Below are 13,363 nucleotides of genomic sequence, written 5' to 3'. Positions count from 1 at the left end.
ATTTGCTCTCTGCAGAAATGCTCCAGAATAGCCGTAGTTAACAGTTAAGTGTTGACCTATCAGTTTGTGCTCCGCCAACCTGCAAAATTTTAGGAAAGCACTACAATATATGGAAACTCACATCAAGCACTTTTAGTGTCGTCACCTTGGTTTCTTGCCACGGGCTCAACCTGAGAGCCGAGATTTTGGGTTAAGAAAGCGAGTTTCTCAGGTATTATCGAGAATGGTGCTCTGGGCGTGAGTGGAAACAGACTACCATGTTGCTAAGTTTAGCAGTGGTGGGAATCTCCAGGCAGAAAAAAAGATGAGCTATTGTCTCAATCCCCATTGCCAAAAGCCGCAGAATCCTGACTCAACCAAGTTTTGTCTGGCGTGCGGCTCTAAATTGCTACTGAAAGAGCGTTATCGCGCCATTCAACCTATCGGTGAAGGAACATTTGGCAGAACTTTTTTAGCTGTCGATGAAGATAGGTTGAAAACTCCCTGCGCCATCAAACAATTTTTCCCCCAAGTACAAGAAAAAGCTGAATTAGAAAAGGCAACTGCACTGTTCAAACAAGAAGCTCACCGACTACACGAACTCGGAGAACACCCGCAAATTCCAAGTTTGCTGGCTTCTTTTGAACAAGCCAAACGTCTGTATCTTGTGGAAGAGTTAATCGATGGAAATAATTTGTTTCAGGAGTTGCAGCAGCGGGGAGCTTTTAGCGAGGAACAGATTTGGGAATTGTTGATCAATTTGTTGCCTGTTTTGCAATTTGTTCACGAGCAGCAGGTGATTCATCGGGATATTAAGCCGGAAAATATTCTGCGAAGAACTCCCCAAACCTTGTGGGCGGCGGCGGGATATGGCACCTCAACTCCTGGTAAAGGAAAAGGAGGGGCAAATTTACCTCCATCTTCTGGTGGTATGAAAGGGATAATTGTCGCTGAATCTCCTGCTGTAGAGGGCAAGGCCAGGGGGGGTCAGTTTGTGCTCGTAGATTTTGGAGTTGCTAAGCACATTACCGGCCTTTCTGAGGCGCAAACTGGAACGATAACTGGAACTGCTGGCTATGCGCCCATCGAACAAATTCGCAGCGGCAAGGCGTATCCGGCGAGCGACCTTTACAGTTTGGGCGTTACCTGCATTCACCTGCTAACAGGGGCGGTACTGAAGGATTTGTTCGATGCTTTGGAATGCAAATGGATTTGGCGATCGCACCTGGCGCAAAAAGGCATAAAAGTCAGCAAAAAATTAGCAACTATTTTGAATAAATTGCTCAAAGATTCGGTAAGAGAGCGATATCAATCCGCTGCTGAAGTCTTGCAAGACTTGGTAAATGTTGGGCAATATCCCCGCTCTCAAATCAGTTATAATTCGCCCACGAAAATAGCTATTAATTCGCCAGTAACTAACTCGCAGCCCCATAAAGCAACCGCCGTCTCAGCCGCGCCGCCCGCCAAGATTCATGTTGCGCCATCCGCTGGCAATCCGACATTTTTGTCGTCTAATAACTGGCGGTGCGATCGCATTCTCCACGGTCATTCAGCCTCGGTTAATGCTGTGGTTATTAATCCTCAAGGCAATATTCTCGCTAGCGCCAGCGATGATAAAACAATTAAGCTGTGGAACCTGGAAACAGGTGAATTCATCCATACTTTTTTCGGCCATTCCGCAACGGTTGATGCTGTGGCAATCAGCCCAGACGGGAGAATGATGGTTAGCGGCAGTTTTGACAGAAAAGTCATTGAGTGGAAGCTGGATAAAAAGGCGATGATTCGCGAATTTTACAGCGATTTTGGTTCGCCGTACAGTCACCGATACGGCCCCGTGTACTCGGTGGCTTTTAGTTGCGACTCTGGAGCGATCGCGAGTGCCAGCGGCGACAAGAGTATTAAATTGTGGAATCAGCGCAACGGAGAATTGGTTCAAAAACTTTCGGGACATTCTGACAAGGTTTTATCTGTTAGTTTTCGCCCTCAAAGTATGATGCTTGCCAGTGGTAGTGCTGACACAACTATCAAGATGTGGCTGGTAGGTATTGGGGAGAGTGTACGGACTTTTGTCGGTCATTCAGATTGGGTTTATGCGATCGCATTTAGTCAAGATGGAAAGACGATTGTCAGTGGAAGTGCCGACGCTACTGTTAAATTGTGGAATGCCGATACAGGGGAATTGATTAATACTTTGAGGGGGCATTCTGATGCGGTGATTTCGGTGGCGATGAGTCCAGATCGCGAAACTATGGCTAGTGGCAGCCGAGACGGTACAGTTAAACTCTGGAACCTGGAAACAGGAGAATGTTTGTGCTCTCTTGCTGGGTGCAATCCGGTGGCTTTTAGTCCAGACGGTCAAACTTTAGTCACCGGTGGGGATGGCGGCGAAGTGTTAGTTTGGCGGGCGTCTGTTTAGTTGGGCGAGATAAGTGACATACTTGTGAAGGCGATCGGTGTCAGTGTCAAGTAAACGACTGGCCCAAGAATATACATTAAGTTGCGATCGCATTTCTCGAAACACCGCAGCCTCCCCGCGATTGTCTAGAGGAAAAACCCAAGCATCAAATTTAGCCGACTTGAGACGGCTAACAGTTCCCTCGCCATCTTGCACCCACAATTGACGGTTAATGCGAAAGGGTTGACACGAATATTCACCGACAACAATTCCCCCCACAGAAACGCTAGCATCTTCTCCCCCATAGGAAAGTTCTTCCAAAAGGGCTTTGAGGTCATTGAGTTTTTCGCCGTCTTGTACTTGCTGCAGTGTAAGCTTGACAATCACCATTTCTAAAACTTCCACAGGTTTTGTCGATCGTACAACGTTGACTGGTTCCGCCGGCCAATGGTTATTTATTTCCGGTTCCGCCTTCTCGATTTCCTCTTCAACCTGTACTGTTTCAACGGGCTTTGCAGTGTCTACAATTATCTGAATTTCCTCGCCATCTTTCTCTATTTTTCCACTAATCAGTAAGATAGCATTCTCTACAATGTAAGGTTTCACTTGTTCGTAAGCCTTGGGGAACACCACAGCTTTTATTTGAGCGGTCAAATCTTCTAATTGCAAAATTGCCATCGCCTCGCCTTTTTTTGTCACTACCATTTTGATAGCGCTGAGCATGACAATAACTGATACTTTCCCCTTTTTATCTGCTAACTGTTCGAGAGTCACAACATCGGGGTCTTCGTTTACTTGCATGAGAAACTTTAGGGGATGTTCTGACACATAAAAGCCAAGCAGTTCTTTTTCTAAACGCAATTTCTCCTGTTTTTCATAATCTTTTATTAATTTAGATTTGGGCGCGGACTCATAGGTATTGACTGACTTCCCGAAGCTATTCGCACCTAACAAGTCAAAAAGATTGCCTTGGCCGCTTTCTCGGTCTCTTTTGCGCTCTTGCGCCCATTTCATCACTCCTTCGAGGTCGTTTACTAATTGCTTGCGGTTGTTTTCAATTTTATCAAAAGCACCGCATTGAATTAATGCTTCTAAAGCGCGGCGGTTGACAGAATGGAGATTTACGCGATCGCACAAATCAGCCAACGATTTAAACTTACCTCCTTCCTGCCGCGCCGCCAAAATATTTTCAATTGCCGATTCTCCCACATTTTTAACAGCCGAAATTCCAAACAAAATTTTATCTTTTGCAGCGCCAGTCATCTGTTTCGGCATCGGTGTAAAAGTAAGTTCCGAACTATTAACATCGGGCGGCTCCACCTCAATACCCAGCTTGAGACAATTGGCAATATATTTCTGTACTTTATCCTGATCGCCCCTGTTAGCAGTCAGCAGCGCAGCCATGTATTCTAGAGGATAATTCGCCTTTAAATAGGCAGTTTGATACGTGATATAGGCATAGGCCATTGAATGGGATTTATTAAAACAGTTAGATGCCACCAAACTATTTTCTAGGATAAAGTTATGTTCTCGTTCAACGCCTATGTCATAGACTTCTTGAGTTCCTAGGGATTTTCGACTAATAATTTTTACCATGTTTGTAACTCCTGAGAATAGCCTCTATTTTAGTTTTCTTTCGTTGCAATCCCAAGCGGGGATATTGATACACAAAATCATAGAATGCTTGTATATTTTTTCGACTAAAGATTCTCCAATAATAAACTTTTTTTAATTGATGCTCTTGTACAGAACCCATCCCTAGGTGCATTGCTAGTTCGCGGGCAAATTCAAAGGAACCAACAATGCAGACTAAACCGCCACTTCTACCTTTGTTTGCATAAGCACAACCGTCACCGTCAAAATAGCCTAACACATAAGACCCTAAATATTTTAAGTTAGGGAAATAGGTAACTTCCGAAAAAGTTCTTCCTGTTATGATGCCGTAGCCCTGTAAAGAGCTGGCCAGCTTTTCAGAAGAAAAATTTATTCGGTAGTGAGGAGCATAATTTTGAGGCTGAATAACTCTAATTTCACCAGAGTATTGTAGCTCTATGCTGAGCATTTCTGTAAGTTCTTTGTCAATAGATTCAAAAGCTACATAATTAGTTTGAGTAACGCAGCCATCAGCAGCTATCAATCCTAATAAATAAGCTTTAGCTTGAGAGTCAATTACATCAAAATAGCTCTCATTTAAAGTATAGCGGTTTCGCCGCTTAGTATTAATGTCGGCTTCTTTTAAAACCCTTGAAACTGCTCTTTCGCTCACACCAAGGTAGTTAGGAATGTCTCGACACTCCATGCCGTGATTAAAAGCAGAAATGATTTGTTCCTTGTGTTCCGATTTTAGCTGCCTATAGTCGAGATACATTTTATATATCTGAGCTAGAGTTGATTTGTTTTAAGTCTAATCCTTGTTCAAAGATTTCGTCAATGGGCAGCATTTGACCGCCAACAGTCATAAACTTGTGATCTTTTGTGGCGCGAATTATCGAGCCATCTTCCAGGCAATACTCAAAGACCTCCTGCTGCCCCCGGCGATGCCACTGTGCAATTGACTGTGTATAAATATAACCGTTGCTATCAACACTATAAACAGTACATTCAATTTTTTCCTCAACAATTTTGCCAATAGCCATCGGCCCATATTCCACAGTCAATATCTTCGTGTCATAGCTCAAGCAATATTCCGCGAATTGCAGCATCTGTGCGAACAGTTTATCAGCTATTCTTTGACTGACTCCATTCTTAGTTGCGCCGTCGATAAACGTTTCTTTTTGCTTCTGCATTTCATCAGCTTTCTTCTTGCCCATTGCCCGCCGCAGCAAGTCAGCTTGCCCCAAAGAATATCCCGCCAAATCTTGAGCCATCCGCATAATTTGCTCTTGAAAGCAAAGCGTTCCGTAAGTCTCTTTTAAAATCGGCTCTAATAGCGGATGATCGTACTCAACTGTTTTACCGTGCTTGCAGTCAATAAACTGAGGAATCAAACCTGCATCCAGCGGCCCAGGTCGGTAAAGTGCCAAAATAGAAGAAATATCATCCAGACAGGAAGGTTTGAGTTTTTTCACTACATCCAGCATTCCCGATGATTCTAGCTGAAAAATACCTTCTAAATCTCCTCTTTCTAAAAGTCTATAGGTTTTATCTACATCATCGGGTAACTTTTTGATTCGGCCAAAAGTCTCTTGAGCTCTGCGCTCTATATCAGAAGGTAACATTTCTGGATCTACAATTAGATTTTGGGTTTGCTTAATATAATCAACAGTTTTCTGGAGCGTTGTTAAATTTTTCAATCCCAAAAAGTCCATTTTCAGCAGCCCCAAAAATTCCAAATCTTCCATGAAATATTGGGTAATCACAGCCCCCTCATTATTCTTTTGCAGCGGTACAAGTTCATCCAACGGCTCGGAAGAAATTACCACACCTGCCGCGTGAACACCATAGGTTTTGTTAGTTCCCTCAATACGAATTGCCATGTCAATCCACTGACGAACTGGGACTTCAGTACCTGTTTCTGCATTTATGCAAATTGTATTTTCATAGTTGTCTTTAAATTCCTGTGCAGGTGTTTCATTGGAAATCATCACTTTAAGTTTTTCCGGTTTTCCCCTGGACACGGGAATTAATTTTGCCATTTCGTCGGCTTTTTTGTAGGGAATACCTAACACCCTGGCAACATCTTTCAAGACAGCTTTTGATGTCATTCTGTTGAAAGTAATAATTTGCGCTACGCGGTCGCTACCATATTTTTCAGTAACGTATTTAATCATGTCGTCCCGCCTTTCTATGCAGAAATCGCTATCAATATCTGGCATGGATTTCCGTTCGGGATTGAGAAATCGCTCGAATAGTAGTCCGTGATGTACGGGGTCTATATTGGTGATTTTGAGGACGTAGGCCACTAGAGAACCTGCGGCCGAACCGCGTCCCGGCCCTACTGGAATATCGTTGTCTCTCGCATATTTTATGTAGTCCCAAACTACTAAAAAGTATTCTGAAAAGCCCATCTGCTGAAGCATTTTCAGTTCGTATTCTAGTCTTTGTTTGTAGACTGGGGGGATTTCATTTCTGGTGCGGGCTTTGAGGCGTTCTAACAGTCCCAGCCAGGATATTTCTTCTACATAAGTATCGGCTGTATGTTCGGGGGGAATTGGAATTGTGGGAATCCGAGCTTCTCCTGTGAGCTCGTATCTCGATACTTTATTTGCGACTTCTAGGGTATTTTCGATCGCCTCTTTGATTGTTTCATCATCCAAATGATCTCGAAACAGTTGCGCCATCTCCTCTGCGGACTTAAGATATTCAGTACCGCTGTAGCGCATCCGCTTGTCTTCTTCAATCAGTTTGTTGGTGTTAATGCACAGCAAAGCATCGTGTGCTTCTACGTCGTTGCAGGAAATATAGTGAGAATCATTGGTGGCAATTATTTTAATCTTGAGTTCGCGGGCAATTTTAACGATTTCAACATTAACAATCCGGTCTTCCGGGGAACCGTGGTCTTGAATTTCTAAATAGTAATCTTCCCCAAATATTTCTTGATACTCTTTGGCGACTTCGCGGGCCTTATCTAGCTTGTTTTGCAGAATGTTTTGGGGAACTTCGCCACCCAAACAAGCACTGGTAACAATTAAACCTTCGGAGTATTGTTTTAGCAGTTCCTTGTTGATGCAAGGTCGGGCAAAAATACCTCTTTCAGGCATTCCCTTTAAATGGGAAATTGTGGTTAGTTTGACGAGGTTTTTATAACCTTGGGTATTTTTAGCTAAAACAACTTGATGGTATTTTCTTCTACCTCGAACTTTTACTTCAATGTCGCCGTTGACGACATACATTTCATTGCCAATAATCGGCTTGATATTTTTATTTCGGCAAACTTTGATTAGCTCGATCGCCCCGTACATCACCCCGTGGTCAGTAAGGGCGATCGCGGGCATCCCCAATTCCACCGCCCGTTCTGCGAGCTGCTGTAGCTGAGAAGCCCCATCTAGTAAGCTATAATCGCTGTGAATGTGCAAACCAACGAAGGACATAGGGATTTTAGATTTTAGATTTTAGATTTTAGATTTTAGATTCTACACTATCCGCGTGTCAAAGGGTAAAATAAAAAAACAAAGTTTTATGTTACTTTTGAGATAATTTTGGTGGGGATACGATGTCGCAACGCATCAGTTCGCCTCCGCCGTATTTGTTAACAATTATCAATTGTTGAGTTACGAGTTCACAGTTATGCGTTAAAATATTGAGTGCTAGAGTTAAGCATTAGCTGGAATTTTTTAAGTGCCAAGCAAGGTAATTAAATGCTGCACAATTATCAATTAGCTCTCGAAGAAATTCCCCCACTGGCTCAAACTATTGGGCAGCAGTTTAGCAGTTTGCCTCAAGTTGTAGCCGTCGTTTTAGCAGGTTCTCGAACAACTATAGTTACGGATGAGTCGTCTGATTTTGATTTTTACGTGTATGTTAAAGATGAAATTTCTGTTGACATACGGGAGGCGATAGCGAGACAATTTTCCGATCGCATCGCCATCAACAATCAATTTTGGGAACCCGGTGACGAGTGGATAGATATTAACACTGGTTGCGGTATAGATATTATGTACCGCAAGCCCGAATGGATCGAAGAAGAACTCGATCGCATCCTGGTCAAACATCAAGCATCAGTAGGTTATTCAACCTGTTTTTGGTGGAACGTTCTCACCTCATTATCATTGTATGACAGAGACGGTTGGTTTCAGCAATTGCAAGCCAATGTGGATCGACCTTATCCCGAACAACTCCGTCAAGCAATAATTGCCAAAAATTATCCGATTTTGCGCCACCAGATTTTTTCATTTCGCCACCAGCTAGAATCCGCTGTTTTGCGCCGCGATTCAGTAAGTATTATCCATCGAACAGCAGCTTTTTTAGGCAGTTATTTTGATATTGTTTTTGCTGTTAATTCTATCCCTCATCCGGGCGAAAAGCGTCTGGTAGAAAGGGCAACAGCTTTGTGTTCAAAATTGCCGGAAGATTTGGAGAGGCAGATTCACAGTCTAACTAATTCTATTTCGTTACCTGCAGGCGATCGGCAAATTTTACATTGTCTTGATGGACTGGTGGACAGTCTCGATGGATTGTTGATTGAGGCAGGTTTAATTGCTACTAATTCTTTCGCTAACTAGGTAAGTGCAAAAAAACCATAGTTCCATATCCTAGGGTTAGCACTGTGTAGACCCCTAAATATCGATCGAGCTTTTACAAATTTGCTTGTTTCAAATAACCTTCCAAATCTTTAATCCGTTCTTGCGTCACTCTGGCCCTGCAATAACCGTAGGTAGAAGCCGCCAAACTACCGCCTTCAAACTGCCCTTTTGCATACTCACAATTTTCATCTCGAAATTTAATCCAAGTACGCTGTGCCGCAGTCAACCTCTGCTTTTGTCTACTGCTGATTTTTGCTTGCAGTTGCTGATAGACTTGATTGAGCTTTTTGTCGGCCGCCTCAAACTCTTGACTAGAACACATATTCATGTCTAGCGTGGTTTGAGGACTTTTGCAGTTAGGTTGTTGGGCGACTTGTACGGGAATGTTGCTCGCTTGGCTGGGAAGCAATAATCCGGCTGTCAACAACAGCAAACTTGCGACAAATTTTACCCAAATAGTGCTATTTTTCACTTAGTTTCTCCTTTTTTTAATCTTTAATTTTCTCTGCTGGCTGAGCCGATCGCCAAATCCACCAAGCTGCCGCCCACAAAGTAAAATTGCCGATGAGAGTCATCGCGGCTTGCAGGGTAACGATCCATTCTAGGGCGGGAGAGTTGTCAAAATAGTGCCATGTACAGGCACACATAGCGCTGACGAGAGCGGGCAGCATTGCGGCGGAAAGGGCCCACCAAGCTCGGTTTTGAGTGACTTCGCCGTAAGTCCAAATTAACCAGATGGCGGCAATCCACTCGACGACGCTAGAGACGTGAATAATCCAGGTGGGAATTGACAAAGCGTGCATTTTTTGTATGGTGAAGGAAGATGAAAGATTTATCGATCGGGACTTACGCAACTGTCATATAAAATATGATGAGTCAGTCGATTTTAGATTTTAGATTTTAGATTTTAGATCTACTCCACAGATGAATCTTGGAGCTTGAGCTTTGGTCTAAAATTTTAGGAGCATCCACGACTTAAGTCGGGGCTTGTACCTGTTTTTGGGCTGGTCATATAATTTTAGATTAGCGATTCGAGATTTTATTAGATTTGCGATTTGAGCTGACTGATGACGTAAAGCCTTGAAGCTTGATGACAGTAGCATTTTTTTGGTAGTAGGAGCAAATCTCAAATCTCAAAAAAATCTAAAATCTAAAATCTAAAATCTAAAATCGTTAGATTCCCCATCACAAACAAATAAAAGAGTAGAAATGCGAGCAATTTTGTGCGGCTATTACGGTAAAGGCAACGGCGGCGACGAGGCGCTGTTGGCATCGCTACTGCAAATGTTACCAGATGGCGTGACGCCGATCGTCCTGTCTGGCAATCCTGTCGAGACCAATCAGCGGTACGGGGTAGCTGCGCGCGATCGCATGAATGCCTTTCAAGTTATCGAAGCACTCCGCACCTCCGACGCCCTAATCTGGGGCGGCGGTAGTTTAATCCAAGACGCTACTAGCATTGTGAGCCCTTTCTATTATGGGGGTTTAATGGGATTAGCGCAGCAGATGGGCTTAAAAACTGTTGCTTGGGCCCAGGGAATTGGGCCTTTGAAGCGCGAAATGACTCGCAAGTTATCTCAGCGCTGTTTTGCTGGATGCACCGGCGTCAGCGTGCGGGATAAAGGTTCAGCTACTTTACTTGCAGATTGGCAAATTCCCTTTACTTTAGCGCCCGATCCCGTGTGGGCTTTGGAGAATTCCCCCGTGTCGGGTTTGTGGGATTTACCTGCGCCCAGAGTGGCTGTTTGTTTGCGTTCTCACTCTACACTAACTCCCGCCCGTTTGTCAATCTTAACTCAAGCTTTAGTTGACTTTCAAAAAGCAACACGCACCTTAATTTTGCTGCTGCCTTTTCAAGCGTCTTACGACTTAGAAATCGCGAAACATTTGCACGAAGCCCTGCCCAAAACGAGCCGCATTCTCAGTTTAGAAGACCCCAGAAAATTGAAAGGAGTGTTCCGGGGAGTCGAAATGGCGATCGGGATGCGCTACCACAGCTTAATTATGGCAGCATCCGAAGAATGCCGCTGTTTTGCTCTCAGCTACGATCCCAAAGTCAGTCAATTGATGGATGAGTTAGAAATGCCGGGATACTTATTATCAGAATTGCCAGAAGATCCTTATTTAATCAGCAAAACCTGGATCGAACACTATGCTAACGGCGACGCCTTATCGCCAGACAGGATAAAATTTATAGTAGAGCGATCGCTCTTTCACCGCGAAGTATTGCGAGCCGCGCTCCAGCAGTCTCCGTAAGAGGTAAAATACCGTGACAGCCAGTACAGCCGACTTAAAAATTACCTGGGAAAAATTGCCAGACGACTTCATTTTAGATGAGGAACCTGTGGCAAATATCGACCAGCCCTTGCTCGCTGCAGCGTTGCGGGAAATCTTAGAAATCGCAGGGCTAATTGTAACAGGAATATTAGTTGCCCCAAACATGGGAATTTGTGCGACAGTAGACAGCAAGCTAGTTATCAAAGCTCCAGATTGGTTTTATGCCCGCAACGTCCAGCCGCTGGAAAATCAAGAAATTCGCCGCAGTTACACTCCCAACTTAGAAGGGGAAATTCCGGCGATCGTGATGGAATTTTTATCAGCTACTGCCAACGATGAATATTCTCGCAAAAAAACTTATCCCCCCGGCAAATGGTTTTTTTACGAGCAAATATTGCGAGTGCCAGTCTATGCACTTTTTGAACCAGCCGCCGGAGTGTTAGAAGTCTACCATTTGGATTCATCAGGAAAGTATGAAGTACAACCACCCGATGCTTTCGGCCGTTATTGGATTTCTGGAGTTGGATTATTTATAGGTGTTTGGTATGGCACAAAAGCCGAAAGAACCGGATATTGGTTGCGGTGGTGGGATGAAAGTTCAGAGATGTTATTGTGGGGTGCAGAAATGGTAGAAAGAGAACGGCAGGAAAGGGCTATCGCTCAACAACAAGCCGAACAAGAACGGCAGGAAAGGGCTATCGCTCAACAACAAGCCGAACAAGAAAGGGAACGGGCCGAACAAGAACGAGAACGATCGTCCATATTTGCCGCACAATTAAGAGCATTAGGCATTGAACCAGAAGCTTAAAAAATAGGCGATGCTATTCTAGCGAAAATCATTGCCAGCAGTTCTACCGCATTCTTAGTAAGAGGTAAAATACCATGACATTCAATCCAATTCAATTCAAAATATCCTGGGAAAAATTGCCAAAAGATTTCATTTTAGACGAGCACCCCCTGCAAGATATCGACCAGCCTTTGCTCGCCGCCGCCTTACGGGAAAGCTTAGAAATTGCGGGGCTAATTTTGGAGGGAACATTAGTTGCGCCTCATCTGGCGATTTGTGTAAATTTCAACGATAAGCTAGTTATAAAAACTCCCGATCTGTTTTATGCCACCAACGTACACCCCCTTCCCGATCGAGAAATTCGTCGCAGTTATACCCCCAACCTAGAAGGAGACATTCCGGCAATTGTCATGGAGTTTTTGCCAGAGAATCCTCCTAGTTATCAGGATGAATATTCTGCAAAACAAACTTATCTACCCGGAAAATGGCATTTTTACGAACAAATATTACAAGCTCCAATCTATGTAATTTTTGAACCTGCGATCGGAGATTTAATAGTATATCATTTGAATTCATCAGCACAGTATGAAAAACAGCAAGCCGATGCAAACAATCGTTATTGGATTGCCGGACTTGGGTTATTTCTGGGTGTTTGGCAGGGAACAAAAGCCGAAAGAACGGGATATTGGTTGCGGTGGTGGAATGAAAGCGGAGAGATGTTATTGTGGGGAGTAGAGATGGTGGAAAAGGAACGGCAGCGAGTCGATCGACTAGCCGCCCAATTAAGAGCAGCAGGCATTGAACCAGAGACCTAATGCAATAATGAGCACTTTAAAATTGTCACTCTGCAATTTAAGATTGCTCATTAATTAAAAAGTAGGGAACAACATCACAAAAATCAATATTTATCTGCGTTAATCCACGTTCATCTGCCTTCATCAGCGGTTAAAAATTACATTCAGGAGACAGCAAAATTGGCCAGAGTAAGAGTGCGGGAACACGTCAATCCCCTATCAATTAGATATCAAGCATCTGCAAGTCCCCCGGATTGGACTAAAATCTATTCCGACTTAAATTTACCGCTGCATTTAGATATCGGCTGCGGCAGAGGACGGTTTTTATGGCACATGGCACAAATCCAAACTGACTGGAATTTTCTCGGATTAGAAATTCGGGAACCTCTGGTAGAGGAGGCGAATCTTTGGCGGGACGAAACAGCTTTGACCAATTTGCACTATTTGTTTTGCAATGCGAATAGTTCCCTAAAACCAATTTTAGAAACTTTACCCGCAGGCACTTTGCAGCGAGTTAGCATTCAGTTTCCAGATCCGTGGTTCAAGAAAAAGCACCACAAACGGCGGGTGGTGCAGCAGGAATTAGTTAATGAATTGGCAACTTATCTGGCAATTGGTGGCGAAGTTTTTATCCAGTCAGATATTGAGGAAGTAGAAAGGGAAATGTGCGATCGCTTTTCATCTAACCCCAGTTTTAAACGTCAAAACGGCGACAACTGGCTAGCAGAAAATCCGCTGCCTGTGGCTACTGAAAGAGAAATTGCTACTCTGAAACGGGGCGAACCAGTTTATCGATCACTCTATCAAAAATAATGCTTGCTTTTGCAAACTCACCTTTGTCATAAATGTTATAACTTACATCTTGCACCTTGGTTAGGAACAGGCTTTTCGGCCTGTTCCACAAAACTTAATTTTCTTGTGGAACGGCTTTCCGGCCTGTTCCACAAAA

At 43.7% G+C, this 13,363-nt stretch carries 11 protein-coding genes; 6 read left to right on the top strand and 5 right to left on the bottom strand.

The annotated features are described in order from the left end of the window. Positions 1–304 precede the first annotated feature (304 nt). Positions 305–2,395: a serine/threonine-protein kinase gene (locus tag QUB12_RS07985; RefSeq protein WP_333141394.1), complete on the top strand. Its 2,091-nt coding sequence runs from the start codon at positions 305–307 to the stop codon at positions 2,393–2,395. On the opposite strand, the gene QUB12_RS07980 is transcribed toward QUB12_RS07985, so the two are convergent. From QUB12_RS07980 to QUB12_RS07970, 3 genes are read right to left on the bottom strand one after another with little or no spacing between them, the layout of a single operon-like run. Further along, the gene (locus QUB12_RS07980) at positions 2,372–3,970 is read right to left on the bottom strand and encodes a helix-hairpin-helix domain-containing protein (protein WP_333141392.1); all 1,599 of its coding nucleotides are present in this window, start codon (positions 3,968–3,970) and stop codon (positions 2,372–2,374) included. The two genes, QUB12_RS07985 and QUB12_RS07980, sit on opposite strands and share 24 nt — an antisense overlap. Beyond that, positions 3,954–4,742, bottom strand: coding sequence for an LAGLIDADG family homing endonuclease (locus QUB12_RS07975; RefSeq protein ID WP_333141390.1), 789 nt, complete (start codon positions 4,740–4,742; stop codon positions 3,954–3,956). The genes QUB12_RS07980 and QUB12_RS07975 overlap by 17 nt, the downstream gene beginning before the upstream one ends. A 1-nt stretch (position 4,743) precedes the next feature. Beyond that, positions 4,744–7,404, bottom strand: coding sequence for a DNA polymerase III subunit alpha (locus tag QUB12_RS07970; protein WP_333141388.1), 2,661 nt, complete (start codon positions 7,402–7,404; stop codon positions 4,744–4,746). A gap of 267 nt (positions 7,405–7,671) precedes the next feature. Here QUB12_RS07970 and QUB12_RS07965 point away from each other — a divergent pair, with 267 nt between their 5' ends. Next, positions 7,672–8,535, top strand: coding sequence for a DUF4037 domain-containing protein (locus QUB12_RS07965; protein WP_333141386.1), 864 nt, complete (start codon positions 7,672–7,674; stop codon positions 8,533–8,535). 73 nt (positions 8,536–8,608) lie between these two features. Here QUB12_RS07965 and QUB12_RS07960 read toward each other — a convergent pair whose 3' ends face one another. Then, positions 8,609–9,028, bottom strand: a complete 420-nt coding sequence (locus QUB12_RS07960; RefSeq protein ID WP_333141384.1) for a lysozyme inhibitor LprI family protein — start codon at positions 9,026–9,028, stop codon at positions 8,609–8,611. A gap of 16 nt (positions 9,029–9,044) precedes the next feature. Then, a complete protein-coding gene (locus QUB12_RS07955; protein ID WP_006632397.1) occupies positions 9,045–9,359 on the bottom strand; it encodes a DUF2499 domain-containing protein in 315 nt (104 codons plus the stop codon). 406 nt (positions 9,360–9,765) lie between these two features. Between QUB12_RS07955 and csaB the strand changes: the two genes are divergently transcribed. The 4 genes from csaB (at position 9,766) to trmB (ending at position 13,227) form a co-directional block, all read left to right on the top strand. After that, on the top strand, positions 9,766–10,812 hold the full coding sequence (gene csaB, locus QUB12_RS07950) for a polysaccharide pyruvyl transferase CsaB (RefSeq protein WP_333141381.1): 1,047 nt from the start codon (positions 9,766–9,768) through the stop codon (positions 10,810–10,812). A gap of 13 nt (positions 10,813–10,825) precedes the next feature. Next, positions 10,826–11,641: a Uma2 family endonuclease gene (locus QUB12_RS07945; protein ID WP_333306290.1), complete on the top strand. Its 816-nt coding sequence runs from the start codon at positions 10,826–10,828 to the stop codon at positions 11,639–11,641. Positions 11,642–11,715: 74 nt separating this feature from the next. Beyond that, positions 11,716–12,435 carry a Uma2 family endonuclease gene (locus QUB12_RS07940; protein ID WP_333306288.1) on the top strand — a complete coding sequence of 240 codons (720 nt, stop codon included), beginning with the start codon at positions 11,716–11,718 and terminating at the stop codon, positions 12,433–12,435. 159 nt (positions 12,436–12,594) lie between these two features. After that, complete coding sequence (gene trmB / locus QUB12_RS07935) at positions 12,595–13,227, top strand: tRNA (guanosine(46)-N7)-methyltransferase TrmB (RefSeq protein ID WP_333306286.1); 633 nt, start codon at positions 12,595–12,597, stop codon at positions 13,225–13,227. The last annotated feature ends 136 nt before the right edge of the window (positions 13,228–13,363 follow it).

It is taken from the genome of Microcoleus sp. B7-D4 (genome assembly GCF_036705125.1).
GTDB lineage: Bacteria > Cyanobacteriota > Cyanobacteriia > Cyanobacteriales > Microcoleaceae > Microcoleus.
This window is presented reverse-complemented; position numbering and strand designations above follow the sequence as displayed.

Excerpts from the sequence above, each read along its gene's own strand:
- QUB12_RS07985 (WP_333141394.1), top strand. The coding sequence starts at position 305 with ATGAGCTATTGTCTCAATCCCCATTGCCAAAAGCCGCAGAATCCTGAC.
- QUB12_RS07980 (WP_333141392.1), bottom strand. The coding sequence starts at position 3,970 with ATGGTAAAAATTATTAGTCGAAAATCCCTAGGAACTCAAGAAGTCTAT.
- QUB12_RS07975 (WP_333141390.1), bottom strand. The coding sequence starts at position 4,742 with ATGTATCTCGACTATAGGCAGCTAAAATCGGAACACAAGGAACAAATC.
- QUB12_RS07970 (WP_333141388.1), bottom strand. The coding sequence starts at position 7,404 with ATGTCCTTCGTTGGTTTGCACATTCACAGCGATTATAGCTTACTAGAT.
- QUB12_RS07965 (WP_333141386.1), top strand. The coding sequence starts at position 7,672 with ATGCTGCACAATTATCAATTAGCTCTCGAAGAAATTCCCCCACTGGCT.
- QUB12_RS07955 (WP_006632397.1), bottom strand. The coding sequence starts at position 9,359 with ATGCACGCTTTGTCAATTCCCACCTGGATTATTCACGTCTCTAGCGTC.
- csaB (WP_333141381.1), top strand. The coding sequence starts at position 9,766 with ATGCGAGCAATTTTGTGCGGCTATTACGGTAAAGGCAACGGCGGCGAC.
- QUB12_RS07940 (WP_333306288.1), top strand. The coding sequence starts at position 11,716 with ATGACATTCAATCCAATTCAATTCAAAATATCCTGGGAAAAATTGCCA.